Origin of the sequence: Streptomyces sp. NPDC059477 (assembly GCF_042749375.1) — a bacterium.
Classification (GTDB): domain Bacteria; phylum Actinomycetota; class Actinomycetes; order Streptomycetales; family Streptomycetaceae; genus Streptomyces.
Window position 1 is genome coordinate 31,095 of the sequence record NZ_JBHYUG010000033.1, and the last position, 15,267, is coordinate 46,361.

Annotated in this window: 14 protein-coding genes; 7 read left to right on the top strand and 7 right to left on the bottom strand. The window is 72.5% G+C overall.

From position 1 onward, the window contains the following. The first annotated feature begins 16 nt into the window (after positions 1-16). Positions 17-1,369: an endonuclease/exonuclease/phosphatase family protein gene (locus ACFXAZ_RS18630; RefSeq protein WP_384591868.1), complete on the top strand. Its 1,353-nt coding sequence runs from the start codon at positions 17-19 to the stop codon at positions 1,367-1,369. 153 nt (positions 1,370-1,522) lie between these two features. On the opposite strand, the gene ACFXAZ_RS18635 is transcribed toward ACFXAZ_RS18630, so the two are convergent. Beyond that, entirely contained in the window at positions 1,523-2,482 is a 960-nt protein-coding gene (locus ACFXAZ_RS18635) for an ABC transporter substrate-binding protein (protein WP_384591871.1), read from the bottom strand. Positions 2,483-2,903: 421 nt separating this feature from the next. Between ACFXAZ_RS18635 and ACFXAZ_RS18640 the strand changes: the two genes are divergently transcribed. From ACFXAZ_RS18640 to ACFXAZ_RS18655, 4 genes are read left to right on the top strand one after another with little or no spacing between them, the layout of a single operon-like run. After that, the gene (locus ACFXAZ_RS18640; protein ID WP_384591979.1) at positions 2,904-5,546 is read left to right on the top strand and encodes an ATP-binding protein; all 2,643 of its coding nucleotides are present in this window, start codon (positions 2,904-2,906) and stop codon (positions 5,544-5,546) included. Further along, positions 5,543-6,019, top strand: coding sequence for a roadblock/LC7 domain-containing protein (locus tag ACFXAZ_RS18645; RefSeq protein ID WP_384591874.1), 477 nt, complete (start codon positions 5,543-5,545; stop codon positions 6,017-6,019). The genes ACFXAZ_RS18640 and ACFXAZ_RS18645 overlap by 4 nt, the downstream gene beginning before the upstream one ends. Before the next feature lie 43 nt (positions 6,020-6,062). Beyond that, entirely contained in the window at positions 6,063-6,485 is a 423-nt protein-coding gene (locus ACFXAZ_RS18650) for a DUF742 domain-containing protein (RefSeq protein ID WP_384591876.1), read from the top strand. Next, complete coding sequence (locus ACFXAZ_RS18655) at positions 6,472-7,071, top strand: ATP/GTP-binding protein (RefSeq protein ID WP_384591879.1); 600 nt, start codon at positions 6,472-6,474, stop codon at positions 7,069-7,071. Before ACFXAZ_RS18650 ends, ACFXAZ_RS18655 begins: the two co-directional genes overlap by 14 nt. Positions 7,072-7,162: 91 nt before the next feature. Here ACFXAZ_RS18655 and ACFXAZ_RS18660 read toward each other — a convergent pair whose 3' ends face one another. The 6 genes from ACFXAZ_RS18660 to ACFXAZ_RS18685 form a co-directional block, all read right to left on the bottom strand. Continuing rightward, complete coding sequence (locus tag ACFXAZ_RS18660; protein WP_384591882.1) at positions 7,163-7,840, bottom strand: ABC transporter permease; 678 nt, start codon at positions 7,838-7,840, stop codon at positions 7,163-7,165. Further along, entirely contained in the window at positions 7,837-8,544 is a 708-nt protein-coding gene (locus ACFXAZ_RS18665) for an ABC transporter permease (protein WP_384591885.1), read from the bottom strand. Before ACFXAZ_RS18665 ends, ACFXAZ_RS18660 begins: the two co-directional genes overlap by 4 nt. Next, a complete protein-coding gene (locus ACFXAZ_RS18670) occupies positions 8,541-9,728 on the bottom strand; it encodes an ABC transporter ATP-binding protein (RefSeq protein WP_384591888.1) in 1,188 nt (395 codons plus the stop codon). Before ACFXAZ_RS18670 ends, ACFXAZ_RS18665 begins: the two co-directional genes overlap by 4 nt. 297 nt (positions 9,729-10,025) lie before the next feature. After that, entirely contained in the window at positions 10,026-10,778 is a 753-nt protein-coding gene (locus ACFXAZ_RS18675) for an FAD:protein FMN transferase (protein ID WP_384591891.1), read from the bottom strand. Position 10,779: 1 nt separating this feature from the next. Next, positions 10,780-11,208, bottom strand: coding sequence for an FMN-binding protein (locus tag ACFXAZ_RS18680; RefSeq protein ID WP_384591894.1), 429 nt, complete (start codon positions 11,206-11,208; stop codon positions 10,780-10,782). A gap of 87 nt (positions 11,209-11,295) precedes the next feature. Next, positions 11,296-12,633 carry a ferric reductase-like transmembrane domain-containing protein gene (locus ACFXAZ_RS18685; RefSeq protein WP_384591896.1) on the bottom strand — a complete coding sequence of 446 codons (1,338 nt, stop codon included), beginning with the start codon at positions 12,631-12,633 and terminating at the stop codon, positions 11,296-11,298. A 152-nt stretch (positions 12,634-12,785) separates the two neighbouring features. Between ACFXAZ_RS18685 and ACFXAZ_RS18690 the strand changes: the two genes are divergently transcribed. Together ACFXAZ_RS18690 and ACFXAZ_RS18695 are read left to right on the top strand one after the other, a co-directional pair. After that, positions 12,786-13,475, top strand: a complete 690-nt coding sequence (locus ACFXAZ_RS18690) for a response regulator transcription factor (protein WP_384591899.1) — start codon at positions 12,786-12,788, stop codon at positions 13,473-13,475. Further along, on the top strand, positions 13,472-14,971 hold the full coding sequence (locus ACFXAZ_RS18695; protein ID WP_384591902.1) for a sensor histidine kinase: 1,500 nt from the start codon (positions 13,472-13,474) through the stop codon (positions 14,969-14,971). The genes ACFXAZ_RS18690 and ACFXAZ_RS18695 overlap by 4 nt, the downstream gene beginning before the upstream one ends. Positions 14,972-15,267: the final 296 nt, after the last annotated feature.

Here is a 15,267-nt window from a genome sequence, read left to right on the forward strand (position 1 = left end):
CCCACCGGAGCCCCCGATGACCCAGCCGTACCGCCCGAGCCGGGCGAGCCGCCCGAGCCGGGTGAGCGACCCGACCCGGTTGAACGAGCCCAGGTACCCGTCCCCGCGCTCCCTCTCCCGCCGCACCGCGCTGGTCTCGCTCGCCGGCGCGGCCCTGGCCGGTACGGCGGCCGTCCCCGCCGCCGCGTCCACCACCGCGTCCTCCGTCTCCGCCGCCGCGTCCGGCGGCGGGTCCCGCGCCTCGGTGCGGTTCGCCACGTTCAACGCCTCGCTGAACCGCTCGGCGCAGGGCGCGCTGATCAGCGACCTGTCGACGCCCGGCAACACGCAGGCGCGCAACGCGGCCGAGACGATCCAGCGGGTGGATCCGGACGTGCTGCTGATCAACGAGTTCGACCACGACGCCGACGGCACGGCCGCCGCGCTCTTCGTCCGCGACTACCTCGCCGTCGGGCAGAGCGGAGCCCGCGCGGTCCGCTACCCGTACCGCTTCACGGCTCCCGTGAACACGGGGGTGGCGTCGGGCGTCGATCTCGACGGGCGCGGCGGGGCGGTGACGACCCCGGGTTCGGACGCGTACGGGCAGGACGCGTTCGGGTACGGGTGGTTCCCGGGGCAGTACGGGATGCTCGTGCTGTCGAAGTTCCCGATCGACACGCGCGCGGTGCGTACGTTCCAGCGGTTCCTGTGGCGGGACATGCCGGGCCATCTGCTGCCGGCCGACCACTACGGCGCCGAGGCGCGTGCCGTTCTGCGGCTGTCGTCCAAGAGCCACTGGGACGTGCCGGTGCGGATCGGCCGGGAGACCGTCCACTTCCTGGTCTCCCACCCCACGCCGCCCACCTTCGACGGCCCCGAGGACCGCAACGGGCGACGCAACCACGACGAGATCCGGCTGTGGGCGGACTACATCTCCGGGGGCCGGCGCGGCGCGTACCTGTACGACGACAAGGGCGTGCGGGGCGGGCTGCGGCCCGGCTCGCGCTTCGTGATCGCCGGGGACCAGAACGCCGACCCGTACGACGGCGACAGCTACGGCGGCGCGATCCTCCAGCTCCTCGACCACCCCGGGCTGCGCCTTCCGGCCCGGCCCCCGGCCAGCGCGGGCGGGGCCGAGGCGGCGCGCCTCCAGGGCGGGGCGAACGCACCGCACCGGGGCGACGCGGCGTACGACACGGCCGACTTCAACGACGTGGCGCCCGGAAACCTCCGCGTGGACTACGTCCTGCCGTCGAAGGGCCTGACCCCGGCCGGCAACGGCGTCTTCTGGCCCACCTCGGACGACCCCCTGTACCGCCTGGTGGGCGACGGCCGCACGGTCCCGACCTCGGACCACCGCCTGGTCTGGCAGGACATCAGAGTGCCCTGACCGACACGGCCAGGAGCGCCCCCGGCGCGGCGCCGCCGCACCACGCCGGGGACTTCGAACTCCGGTTCATCCCAACCTCACCGGGGGCGCGGGGAACTGCGCGACCAGCCCCCACGCACCCGCGGACGAACCCCGAGGCCCCGGATGGACCCGTCAGTCCAGCCCTGCCCCGGCCAGCCACTCCTTGGCCACATCCAGCGGGTCCTTGTTCTCCAGCTGCACCTGCGCGTCCAGCTCCAGCAACGTCACGGTGTCCAGCTTCGCGGAAACGGCGTTGAGCGCGTCGACACCGTCCTGCGACAGCCCGGACTTGTAGACCAGCGGCGTCACATTGGCGAACCCGAAGAGGTTCTTCGGGTCCTGGAGGACCACGAAGCCCTCCTTCTTGATGGTCGGGTCCGTGGTGAAGATGTCCGCGGCCTGCACGGTGTTGTTCGTCAGCGCCGCCTGGGTGAGCGGACCGCCGGCGTCGAGCGCCTTGAAGGACTTGAACTTCAGCCCGTACTCCGCCTCCAGCCCGGGCAGCCCCTGCTGGCGGGTCTGGAACTCGGGCGAGCCGCCGATGACCATCTCGGGCGCGATGTCCTTGAGGTCGTCGAGGGTGGACTCGGCGGTGAGGCCGTACTTCTCGGCGGTCTCGGCGTTCACCGACACCGAGTCCTTGTCCTCGGCCGGGGAGGACTCCAGCAGTGTCAGCTCATTGGCGAGCTTGGTCTTGACGGCCGCGTTGACGGCGTCCGCCGACTCCTGCGTGGCCTCGGGGTCGAGGTAGGCGAGGAGGGAACCGTTGTACTCGGGCAGCACGGTGATCGTGCCGTTCTCCAGCAGACCGTAGGTGGTCTCCCGGCTGCCGATGTTGGGCCGGTACTCGACCTCGATGCCCTTGGCCTTGAGCGCCTCGCCGTAGATGTCGGCGAGCAGGATGCTCTCGGCGAAGTTGTTGGAGCCCACGACGACCTTGCCGCCGGCCGCCTGGTCCTCCGCGAGCGGGTCGTCGGAGGTGTTGTCGGACGAGCCACAACCCGCGACGAGCGCCGCCACGACGGCGAGTGCGGCGGCGGCTGCGCCGGGATGTCTCGTACTGGACCAGCTGCTCTTCGCGGTAGAAGTCACGATTCCCGTTCCGTGCTGAGAGGTTGGGTGGACTGTCGATGGAGTCGATGGAGCCGCCCCGGTCGCTGGCGCTTTCTGATCCAATCCAGCCGCTTCTCGCTCAGTCAAGTGCAGCAAGGTAACCAGGCGGTTGCGAAGAGTAATCACTTGTGAAGAAGACACGGACGACATGCCGCTGACCCGCAGCAGGTTGTAACGGATTCTTGACTTGGGGTCTCCGAGTGATCACCGCAAGAGACGGTAGTCTCCCCCGAGTTGACGGGCGTCACACAGGCATACGAGAGCCGCTCTGGTGTCGCCCCCACGCCCGTCTTCAAACCGTCTTCGACCGGCCAGAAACGATCAGAATCGATCTGCGGTCGTTCTGCGACAGTCATGTGAAATCTTCGCGCGTGACACCCCTGGAGGAGGCCCGGTGTCCATGGGAGGAGGCCCGCCCACCCCCCGCGGTCTGCGCAATCTCGCCGTCCGCTGGCCCTTCCGGCAGAAGCTGAACGTCCTGGTCGGGGTGCCGCTCGCCGGACTGGCCCTGCTGCTCTCCTATCTGATCGCCGGCCAGGTCGGCCAGGCCCGGGACGCGGCGGAGGCCGCCCAGCTGGTCCGGGACAGCGTGCAGGTCGCGGAGCTGGTGGACCGGGTGCAGACCGAGCACCAGCAGGCGATCCTGCTCTCGGTGCGTTTCGAGGCGATCGGCACCGGCCAGTCGTCGGCCGACTACCGGCTGGCCCAGGGCTCGGTGGACGAGCAGGTGGACAAGGTCCGCGACACCTTCGGCGACCGGCTCCCCGAGTCCGCCGCCGGCGCGCTGCGCGAGATCGACGGCCTGACCGCCCTGCGCGCCACCATCGAGCAGGGCTATCTGCCCGCCGACAACATCGACCCCGCGTACACCAGTGCCGCGGACGCGCTGATCGACGGGCTCGGCCTGGACCGCAACTCCGCCCTCGCGGCCACCTTCACCGGCAATCTGCTGGACTCGCTGCTGCGCGCGGACACCGCCCACGCCGCCTTCGAGACGGGCGTGTTCTCGGCGGCGACCCGTGACTCCAACGCGCAGATCCAGTTCATCGGGGCCGTCGGCGCCCACGACCTGTACACCCATCAGGCGGAACGATTCGCCCGGTTCGCCACCGAGGAGCAGGCCGCCGAGCTGGCCGGTATCGAGCACGGCTCCGCGCTGGCCGCCATCGAGCTGGAGTACGCGGAGCAGCAGATCGACCCCAGCGGCCTCCAGGCCGAGTCCCCCGAGGAGATCCGGGACTCCTTCACCGACGCGCTGGCCACCTTCCCCACCTACCGTGCCCAGGCCGAGGCACGGCTGGAGATCACCGCCTCCCTCATCGGCCAGATCGCCGACCGCGCCGACGCCGCCTCCACCGACGCCTGGTGGAACGCGGGCTGGCTGCTGGGCGCCGCGCTGCTCGGTTACGGGCTGTGGTTCGGTCTGTCCGTGGTGGTGCGCCGCTCGGTGGTGCGCCCGGTGCTGGCACTGACCGGCGCCGCGCGGGAGGTCGCCGAGGCCGCCGGGCGTGAGCTGGCCCGGGTGGCCGACGACGACACCGAGGACGAGGGGCCGCCGCTGCTGCGGGACATGCCGGTCACCGCCGACGACGAGATCGGCGAGCTGGCCGACGCCTTCAACCGGGTGCAGACCACCGCCGTCGCGCTGCTGGCCCGCCAGGTGCTCAGCCGCCGCAACGTCGCCGAGATGTTCGGCAACGTGGGCCGCCGGGTCAGCAACCTCACCACCCGCCAGCTCGCCCTCATCGACGCCGTCGAGCGCGGCGAGACCGACCCGGAGCTGCTGGAGCGGCTGTACCGCATCGACCACATCGCGGTCCGGCTGCGCCGCAACGCCGACAGCCTGATGCTGCTGGCCGGGCTGCGCGAGACGGTCCTCGCCTCCGGCCCGGCCGCGCTCACCAACGTCGTACGCGCCGCGCTCGGCCAGATCGAGGGCTATCAGCGCGTCGAACTGCACGCCGGTACGGAGGTGATGGTCGAGCCCGACATCATCGGCGACCTGACCCTGATGGTGGCCGAGCTGCTGGAGAACGCGGTGGCGTTCCCCCCGGCCGGCAGCCCCGTCGAGGTCACCGTGCGCACCGGGGCCGGCGGCGAGGCGACGATCACCGTCGCCGACCACGGCCTGGGCATGAGCCCCGAGCGGCTGGCCGAGGAGAACGCCCGGCTGGTGCGCCGCGAGCGCCTGGACCTCGTACCGACGAAGGTCCTCGGCCTGTTCGTGGTCGGCACGCTCGCCCGGCGCTGGGAGATCGGCGTGGACCTCGCCCGCACCCAGGGCGGCGGCGTCACCGCCGGGATCCACATCCCGGCGTCCCTGCTGCTGACGATGAGCGCGGTGGGCGCCCCCGCCTCAGCCGACCGGGCCCTGTCGGCGAACGGCACGACGGTCCCCACCGCGAACGGTACGGGTGGACAGTCCCCGGCACCCGACAGTACGGCCGGACAGGCGCCCCCCGGCGACTCCGGCCCGCTGCCCGCCGCCACCCTCCCCGCGCCCCCCGACGCGGTCCCGCTGCCCCGCCGGGTTCCGCGCCGGGACCCGGCCGCCGAGGACGAGGGCACCTCGCTGATCCCCAGGGCCCGCACGGAGCCGCCCCTCGGCGCGGCGGAGGCCACCGCGCGCCCGCTGCGGCGCCGGGTGCGCGGCGCGACCCTGCGCACCACCCTCGGCACCGAGGCCGAGCGGCAGCCCGCCTCCGCCGCGCAACCCGCCGACGCCGACGCCGTACGGGACGCGCTGGAGGAGTTCGAGGCGGCGATCGAGCGGGCCCACCGCGACAGCGGCGGCGGCTCGACCGGGCCCGCCGGGTCCGCCGGGCCCGAAGCGGGCACCCGCCCGGCGCAGCCGCCCGCCACACCCCCCGCCGCGCCCCCCGGCACACCACCCGGGCCCGATCCCGGCCACCACCAGCCGAACCAGCCACACCGACCACCGCCACACCCGACAGACCCGACAGACCCGACAGACCAGCCGAACCCGAACCCGAACCTGAACCCGAACCACCAGAATCACCTCCCGGAAGGAGCGGAGCAGTGAGTACGTCGACAGGTGGCGCTCCGGTGCCGGACGCCACGCCGGACGAACTGCGGGCCGCAGCCGCCGATTTCACTTGGCTGCTCAACCGCTTCGCGACCGAGACGGCGGGTGTCGTGGACGCCATCGCGGTCTCCTCCGACGGGCTGCTGATCGCCGTGGCGCAGTTGCGCGAGCGCGCCCACTCGGAGCGGCTCGCCGCGATCGTCTCCGGCCTGACCAGCCTGGCCGCCGGTGCGTCCGGCAACTACGGCCTGGGCGCTCTGAACAAGGTCATCATCGATCTGGAGGGCGGCCATGTGCTGGTCTCCGCGATCGGCAGCGGGGCCGTGCTCGGCGTGGTCGCCGACAAGGAGGCCAAGCTCGGCAACATCGCGTACGAGATGACGCTGTTCGCCAACCGGGCCGGTGCCGCGCTCAGTCCGCAGCTGGTGCTGGAGCTGAAGAACACGGTCGGCGTGGCCTCGACGGGCTGACCGGCAGCCGTCCGGTTCGCGGAAGAAAGAGAAGAGAGCAGCCATGGCGGACGGCCGCACCCCCGGTGCCCCGGGCCCGGACCCGGTGGAACCCGTCGCCGCCGTCCGGCCGTTCCTGGTCACCGCGGGCCGGGTGGCGGGCGCGGCCACCGGCCGGACGATGCCGGTCGAGACCCAGGTGATCGCCACGGCCGCGGGGCTCGGCGCGCTCGGGCGGCTCTCCTTCGAGCAGCACGACATCGTGGCCGCGTGCGCCGTCCCGCAGTCGATCGCGGAGCTGGCGTCCCGGCTGCGGCTGCATCTGAACGTGGTCCGGGTCCTCGCCGAGGATCTGCGGGCCGAGGATCTGCTCGCGGTGCATGTGCCCGACTCCGCCGCCACCCATGACGCATCCGTCCTGCGAAGGGTTATCGATGGCCTGCGGGCCATTCCCGACTCCCGAGGGGTACTCCGTGACACCGACTGACCGTCTCGCCGCCGGCCCGGCCGGGCAGCGGGGCGTCCGTCCGCCGCTGCCGGTCAAACTGGTGATCGCGGGCGGGTTCGGGGTGGGCAAGACCACCACCGTCGGCGCGATCTCCGAGATCGAGCCGCTGACCACCGAGGCCGCGATCACCGAGGTCGCGGCGGGGGTGGACGATCTCAGCCACACCCCGCGCAAGACCACCACGACCGTCGCGATGGACTTCGGGTGCATCACCATCGACCCGACGCTGAAGCTGTATCTGTTCGGTACGCCCGGACAGGAGCGGTTCGGGTTCATGTGGGACGACATCGTGGAGGGCGCGGTGGGCGCGCTCGTCATCGTGGACACCCGGCGGCTGGACGACTGCTATGCCGCCGTCGACTACTTCGAGCACCGGCGGATTCCGTTCGCCGTCGCCGTCAACGCGTTCGACGGGCGGATCGAGCACGCGCTGGACGAGGTGCGGTGGGCGCTCGACGTGGCCGAGCGGGTGCCGGTGGTGCGTTTCGATGCGCGTGAGCGGGGGTCCGTACGGGACGCTCTGCTGGTGGTGCTGGAGCTGGCGCTGGAGCGGGCCGAAGGGTGAGGTCGTGGGGAAACCGCGGACCGGCGGTGGCTGGTCGGCGGTTCCCCGCGCCCCCGAAAGACTCGCGCCCTGCGGGCGCCTCGCCCTCCCCCTACGCGGCGGCGTTCGGCCGCCGTACCCCCCTCGACACCGTCAGTCTCGCCACCGCCCAGAACAGGCCCAGGGTGACCAGGGCCAGCACGGCCACCAGGGTGGCGCCGCCGACGACCTTCTCGTAGTCGCGCTGGTAGAGGCCGTCCACGATGTAGCGGCCCAGGCCGCCGAAGCTGACGTACGCCGCGATGGTCGCCGTCGAGACGATCTGGATGGCCGCCGAGCGCAGGCCGCTGAGGATCAGCGGGAGGGCGACCGGGACCTCGACGCGCAGCAGGATGGCGGGTTCGGCCATGCCCATGCCGCGGGCGGCGTCCACGGGGGCCGGGTCGACCGAGCGGACCGCCTCGTAGGTGGTGACCAGGATCGGCGGGACGGCGAGGACCACCAGCGGGATCATCACGGGGGCCAGGCCCAGGCCGAGCAGGACGAACATCAGGACCATCAGGCCGAAGCTGGGCAGCGCGCGGGCGGCCGTGGCGATGAGGGCGAGGGTGTTGCCGCCGCGTCCGGTGTGGCCGGTGATCAGGCCGACGGGCAGACCGATGGCGGCGGCGATGCCGAGCGCCATCAGGGTGTACTCGACGTGCTCCAGGAACCGGGTGGGGATGCCGTCGTACCCCTGCCACCGGGCGCTGTCGCTGAAGAAGGCGTCGATGAAGTTCAGGATGTTCACAGCGTGGCCTCCTCCGGGGCGGCACCGGCGGTGGCCCCGGGCCGGTCGGCGGGGGCGGGTCGGCCGCCGCGTGGCATCCACGGCGTCAGCAGCAGCCGCAGACCGATGAGCAGGGCGTCCACCACGATGGCGAGGACGGCCGTGCCGATCACGGAGAGCCAGATCAGCCGGGGCTGGTTGTAGATCATGCCGCTGTTGAGCAGATTGCCGAGGGCGCCCTGATTGCCGATCAGCATGCCGACGCTGACCAGGGAGATGCTGGAGACCGACGCCACCCGCAGTCCGGCGATGATCGCGGGGGCGGCGATGGGCAGCTGGATCTGGAGGTAACGGCGGATCGGGCCGAAGCCCATGGCGGTGGCGGCGTCCAGGGTCTCGCGCGGCACCGAACGCACCCCGTCCACGATGGCCGGGACGAACACGACCAGGCTGTAGACGGCCAGCGGGATCATCACGGTCGTCTCGCTCAGACCGGTGTAGTCGATGAGGACGACGAAGAAGGCCAGCGACGGGATCGCGTAGAGCACGGTCGTCACCCACAGCACGGGCGGGTACAGCCAGCGCAGCCGGACGCACAGCTGGGCGACGGGCAGCGCCACCAGCAGGCCGATGAGCACGGGGATCAGGGCGTTGCGCAGATGCAGGCCGATCAGGCCCCAGTAGGTGTTCTGGAGGTCGCTCGGCATGTCGAAGAAGCCGTTCATCGGGCGGCCTTCTCCGTACGGACGCGGCCCGGTGCGCCCGGTGCGCCCGGTGCCTCCGGGCCGCCCTGTGCGCCCAGCGTGCTCCTGGCGTGCGCGCCCCGGATGGTCTCGCCGATCGTGATCTGGGAGACCACGCCCGAGGCGCGGCCCTCGGCGTCCACGGCGACGGCCCAGCCGGTCGGCGACAGCACGGCGGCGTCCAGCGCGGCGCGCAGCGAGTCCTCGGCGGGACGGAAGGAGTGCCCGTAGGGCAGCAGCCGCTCGGGGCGGATGTCACCGGCGGTCAGTTCGCCCCGTACGCCCCAGCCCCGGGGCCGGCCGTCGAGGGCGGTGACCAGGAGGTAGGGGGCGTCCTCGGTGTCGCGGGCGGCGAGCTGCTCGGCGGTGGCGTCGACGGCGACGATGGGCGTGGTGAGCAGCGGCAGTCCGGCGGACGGGAAGAAGGACAGCCGGCGCACCCCGCGGTCGGCGCCGAGGAAGTCCTCGACGAAGTCGTCGGCGGGGTGGGTGAGCAGTTCGGCGGGCGGGGCGAACTGGGCGAGCCGGCCGCCGGTGCGCAGTACGGCGACCATGGTGCCCAGCTTGACGGCCTCGTCGATGTCATGGGTGACGAAGACGATCGTCTTGCCCAGCTCGGCCTGGAGCCGCAGCAGTTCGTCCTGGAGGCCCTTGCGGACGATCGGGTCGACGGCGGAGAACGGCTCGTCCATCAGCAGGACGGGCGGGTCGGCGGCGAGGGCGCGGGCCACGCCGACGCGCTGCTGCTGGCCGCCGGAGAGCTGGTAGGGGTAGCGGCGGGCGAGGGCGGCGTCGAGGCCGACCCGGTCCATCAGCTCGCGGGCCCGGGTGCGGGCCTTGTCCTTGCTCCAGCCGAGCAGCCGGGGCACCGTGGCGATGTTGTCGATGATCGTGCGGTGCTGGAAGAGGCCGGCGTTCTGGATGACGTACCCCATGGACCGGCGCAGGGTGTTGACCGGCTGCTGGGTGATGTCGGTGCCGTCGATGAGGATGGTGCCCTCGGACGGCTCGATCATCCGGTTGATCATGCGCAGGGTCGTGGTCTTGCCGCAGCCGGACGGTCCGACCAGGACCGTGATGGAACGGTCCGGTATGTCCAGGGAGAGCCGGTCCACCGCCACCGTGCCGTCCGGGTACCGCTTGGTGACTGAATCTATCCGTATCAAAGCGCCGAATACCCTTCGGGGTTGGCCAGTTGCTGAGCGCGTTCACGCACCTTGTGCGCGGTCTCGGCCGGTCGCGGAGAGAGTTTAGACCGCTTGTGTTGCCAAAACTTGGCGAACGCACACCGTTTCCGACCAGAACAGTAGGACACCCGTCGGGCAGTGCATCACGGGGGCGGTGCCGGGGTCGACCCGATTTCAGCCGGGGCCGGCCGGAAACTCAGCGAACCGCCTCGCCGCCCAGGGGTGCGGGGAACTGCGCGAGCAACCACAACGCACCCGCACCACCTGGGCGCGACCTCACCTCCGAAACCCCTGAAACCCCCGAAACCCCTGAAGAACCGGCAGCCCCGCGCTCCTCCGCACCCGCCGCGCCCCGTCCACCGCGAACACCTCGCACCCCTCCCGGGCGGCAGCCCACCCCACCCCCTGCGCACCGAGCGCGAACGCGGCCGTCGCCGTCACGTCCGCCTCGGTCAGCGTGGGTGCGACGACCGTCAGACTCAGCAACTCCGTCGCCGCCCGCCCCGTACGCCCGTCGAGGATGTGATCCCCCCGCTCGTACCGCGCGGACGTCGCCACCGCCCCGTCCTCGATCTCCAGCACCACGCACACCTGATCCGCGATCTCGGGATGCCGCACCCCCACCCGCCACGGCCCCCCGCCCGCGACCACATCGCCCCCGGCGTTGAGGCAGAACCGCCGCACCCCGGCCTCCCGCAGCAATCGTGCCGCACGCTGCACGGACCACCCCTTCACCACCGCGCAGGGATCGAGCCCCCGCCCCGGCAGCCGCACGTCGAACGCGCCCCCGGTCGCCACCCGGTACCGCTCGGCGAGGCACAGCACCTCGGCCAGGTCGGCGCTGATGTCGTCCGGCCCGGTCTCCCCCCGGTCGAGCCGGCACACCTCGCTGTCCGCCCTGAACGGGCTGAACCGTTCGTCGACCTCCCGCAGCCAGGCGAACACGGCGTCCGCGAGCCCCTCCGGCACCCGCGGGTCGTCGATCCGCAGCGAGACGGGGAACCCCATCACCTGCTCGACCCGGCGCATGTCAGACGCCCTTCGCGTCGAGCGCGGCCTGGAGGGACTCCTTGTACCCCTCGCTGGTGATGGTGGCGCCGGAGACGGTGTCGATGTCGGCGCCCTGCGCCCGCAAGGTCTCCTCGATGAGCTGCGGCACGGCGGCCGTGGTCTGCGGATGGTTCGGCTGCTGGAGCATCCGTACGGCGCTGATCCGGTCCCCGTCGAAGGTGACCTCCACCTGCACGGGGCCCTTCTCGGTGTCGATGACGGACCCGGCGAACACGCTCGCGCCGCCGCCCGCGCCTCCGGCGGAGCCGTCCGTGGAGCCGCCGGTCGTGGAGGGCGCGGGGGCGGGTGCCGCCTCGACGGTCGTGCCGGTGTCGTGGGAGGGCGCGTAGCGCCACAGCGGGATCAGACCCGCGACGGTCAGGGCCAGAACGGGCAGTACTCGCTTCACGATCGCTTCCTTGTCGTCACGACTGCCGGTCAGACGGTCAGAGGCGGTCAGCCCGCCAGGCAGTCAGGCAGGCAGTCAGGCAGGCGGTCAGCCCGCGAGGCTGAACCGCTCGAAGTGGATCTGCTGCTTCGGCACACCCAGTTCGCGCAGGTGGCCGAGGACGGCGGTGGTCATCCCGGGCGGCCCGCACACGTACACGTCCCGTCCGGCGATGTCCGGCACCAGCCGGGACAGTGCGCCGGGGGCCAGCGGGTCCGGCGCGATCGGGCCGGCGACCAGGTGCAGTTCGGCGCCCCGGTCCAGGGCGAGGCCGCGCAGCTCGTCGTAGAGGACGGCGTCCTTGTCGCTGCCGACGCGGTAGAGGACGACGGCGTGGCCGTGCAGGTCCTCCAGGAGGGCGCGGATCGGGGTGACGCCGACGCCGCCGGCGATCAGCACGGCGTCCGGGCGGGTGCGGTGCAGGGTGGTGAAGGCGCCGTAAGGGCCCTCGGCGAACACGCGGGTGCCGGGCCTGAGATGGCGCAGGGCGGCGCTGCCGGCCCCGGCGGCCTTGGCGGTGAGCCGGAGCGTGCGGCCGTCGGGCGCGGCCGACAGGGAGAAGGGGTTGGCCTGCCACCAGCGGTCCCGGGTGAGGAACCGCCACAGGAAGAACTGTCCGGCACGGGCGGGCAGCCGGTCCAGGTCCCGGCCGGTCATGTAGACGGAGACGACGTCGTCCGACTCGGGGACGACGGCGGTGACGACCAGCCGGTGCCGCCAGTTGCGCCACAGCGGCAGCACCACCCGGCCGGTGACCACCGCGCCGAGCGCGCCGCCCCACAGCAGGTACCAGTACGCGGTGGCGAGGGACGAGGAGGCGAAGGACGTACCGGCCGCGACCTGGTGGGTGAAGGCCAGCACCACCGCGAGGTAGGTGTAGAGGTGGATGAAGTGCCAGGTCTCGTACGCGAGCCGGCGCCGGGCGAAGCGCGCGGAGACCGCGCCGACCAGCAGGATCAGGGCCAGGGCGACGATCGCGCGGAGCACGCCCTCGACGGTCTCGGCGAGGTCGACGAGCTGGTTGACCGGGTCCATGCCGGTGGGCTCGGCGTATCCGAGGACGATGAAGACGGCGTGGCCGAGCAGCAGCCACAGCAGGCCGAAGCCGGTCCAGCGGTGCCAGGAGGTGAGCCGGTCCATGCCGATGCGGCGGTCCAGCCAGGGCAGCCGGGCCACCAGCAGCAGTTGGAAGGCCATCAGCAGGGCGGCGTACAGGCCGGTCAGCCGGCCCAGCACGATCAGCGCGTTGGAGGCGAATCCGGCCTGGACGAAGAAGTACGTCACGATGGCCGCGTTGGCGGCGAGGGCGGCGTAGAGGCCGGTGCGGGCCAGCACTTTCGGCCGTATGCCCGTGGTGGGGGTGGGACGCGATTCTACGGTCGTCACGGACGGCAACTCCTCGATCGGGTCTCGGTACCACCGAGCTTGACGGCCGGAAGCTGTCGAACCCCTGTCGGACCACTTTCAAGTCTTTATCGATCGCCGCCGGACCATGACGGGGGTCTGGCGCGGGCGGGCGGGTGCCGCAGTATGGACGGGTGGACAAAGTTCGAGTGCTGGTCGTGGACGACGACCCGCCCATCGCCGACCTCGTGGCGACCGTCGCCCGCTACGAGGGCTGGGACGCGGTGACGGCGAACTGCGGCGAGGACGCGCTACGGCTCGCCGGGGAGTTCCGGCCGGACATCGTGGTGCTCGACCTGATGCTGCCGGACGTGGACGGCTTCGGGGTGCTGGACCGGCTGCGGCGCTCCGGGACGATGGTGCCGGTGGTGTTCCTCACCGCCCGGGACGGGGTCGCGGACCGGGTGGCGGGGCTGACCCGGGGCGGGGACGACTATCTCGTCAAGCCGTTCGCGGTGGAGGAGCTGATGGCCCGGCTGCGGACCGTGCTGCGGCGCAGCGCGGGGCCCGGTTTCCAGCGCTCGGTGCTGCGGGTGGGCGATCTGACGATGGACGAGGACACCCGGGAGGTGCGCCGCGCCGAGCGGGTGCTCACCCTCACCCCGACCGAGTACGAGGTGCTGCGCTATCTGATGCGCCGCTCCCCGACCGTCCTCACCAAGGCGCAGATCCTCGACCATGTGTGGGAGTACGGCTTCGGGGGCCGCTCGAACGTGGTGGAGCTGGTGGTCAGCAGGCTGCGCCGCAAGCTGGACGACACGGGTGACCCGCTGATCCACACCGTGCGCGGCTTCGGGTACGTCATCAAGCAGGCCGCCGGGTGAGGCGGGCGGCGGCCCGGCTGCGGCACACGTACGGCAGGCTGCGCCTGGGTACGCGGCTGGCGCTGGGCCTGGGCGTGCTGTCGCTGCTGGTGTTCGCGATCGTCGGCACGGCGATGACCACGTACATGCGGGACTATCTGGAGGCGCAGCTCGCCGAGCAGATGCGGTCGGCGCAGGTGGTCCAGGCGAAGGACGCCATCGAGCACGGCACCCTCAAGCGGGAGACGTACATCGGCTGGTACCAGGCGGTGTACGACGTCTCCGGCGGTGATCCGCTGGTGCGGACCCCGGCCGCGCTGCCGGCCGACAGCAGCGCGTTCGCCGCGCTGGCCGGGCAGTTGGCCGATACGCAGGTCAGCGATGTGTTCGCGACCCGGTTCATCGACGGGGAGGGCACCTACCGGCTGCGGGCCTGTGAGGTGGAGCCCGGGGTGGTGCTGGTGACGGCGGCGCCGACGACGGACATCGAGAACACCGTCACCCAGCTGATCACGGTCCAGGTGATCGCGTTCGCGCTGGCGCTGCTGGCGCTGGTCGTGTTCGGGCGGCGCACGCTGCGGCGCGGGCTGAAGCCGCTCAGCGACATGGCGCACACCGCGCACGGCATCGCCTCGCACGATCTGACCGAGTCGGCGGCCCGGCTGCCGCTGCGCGCGGACCGGCGGGGCGGCGGGCCGGAGGTGGAGGAGCTGCGCACGGCGTTCAACACGATGCTGGAGCACATCGACGACTCGCTGGCGGTGCGCGCGGAGGCCGAGCAGCGGCTGCGCCGGTTCGTGGCGGACGCCTCGCACGAGCTGCGCACCCCGCTGATGTCGGTACGGGGCTACGCGGACCTCTTCCAGTACGCGGCGGCGAACGAGCCGGCGGAGCGTGACCGGCATCTGTCCCGGCTGCGCGCGGAGGCGGCCCGGATGGGTGTCCTGCTGGACGATCTGCTGCTGCTGGCGCGGCTGGACGCGGCGGAGGTGGAGGCGCCGCTGCGGCTGGCGGAGACGGATCTGAGGGAGCTGGTGCGGCAGGCGGCGGACGCGTTCGAGGCGACCCGCCCGGACCATCCGCTCACCGTGACGACCGGCCCGGCCCCGCTCCGCCTGCCGGTGGACGCCCAGCGGCTGCGCCAGGTCCTGGACAATCTGCTGGCCAACGCGGCGGTGCACACTCCGCCCGGCACACGGGTGTCGGTGTCCCTGACGGTCGCGGGCGACGAGTCGCTGGTGCGGGTGACCGACGCCGGGCCCGGTGTCCCGCCCGCCGACCAGGAGCGGGTCTTCGACCGCTTCTACCGGGTGGACAAGGCCCGCACCCGCGACCGCGGCGGCAGCGGCCTGGGCCTGGCGGTCGCGGCCTCCCTGATCCACGCCCACGGCGGCACGATCGACCTGACCAGCACCCCGGGCCACACGGCCTTCACCATCCACCTCCCCCTGAAACCCGCCACCCGCCCGACCGCACTCCGCAAGAACCAACAAATCGCCCCCGCCACGGCACCGTGACGCCCCGTGCCCTTACGGGCGCCGTGATGCCACGTGCGGTTGAGCGGGCGGGCGTCCCGCGTGAGCAGGCGGGCCCGCATGTGCGCGGGGCCCGGCCGGGCGTGCGGGTGGCGCGTCCGGGCGGGCGGGTGGCCCACGCGGGGCGGGCAGGTGGCGTGTCCGAGCCGGCGGGCGCCATGTCCGAGCCCCAAGGTTGGCCTGGCCGAAGGAGCGAGCGACCCGCACCGGCCGGCGGACGGCGCGTCCGAGCGAGCGGGTGGCTCGTCCGTCCCGGAGGGTGGTCCGGCCGAGCGGGC

What these genes read in the sequence shown, in the direction of transcription:
- ACFXAZ_RS18630 (WP_384591868.1), top strand. Translation starts at nt 17, where the DNA reads ATGACCCAGCCGTACCGCCCGAGCCGGGCGAGCCGCCCGAGCCGGGTG.
- ACFXAZ_RS18640 (WP_384591979.1), top strand. Translation starts at nt 2,904, where the DNA reads ATGGGAGGAGGCCCGCCCACCCCCCGCGGTCTGCGCAATCTCGCCGTC.
- ACFXAZ_RS18650 (WP_384591876.1), top strand. Translation starts at nt 6,063, where the DNA reads ATGGCGGACGGCCGCACCCCCGGTGCCCCGGGCCCGGACCCGGTGGAA.
- ACFXAZ_RS18665 (WP_384591885.1), bottom strand. Translation starts at nt 8,544, where the DNA reads ATGAACGGCTTCTTCGACATGCCGAGCGACCTCCAGAACACCTACTGG.
- ACFXAZ_RS18675 (WP_384591891.1), bottom strand. Translation starts at nt 10,778, where the DNA reads ATGCGCCGGGTCGAGCAGGTGATGGGGTTCCCCGTCTCGCTGCGGATC.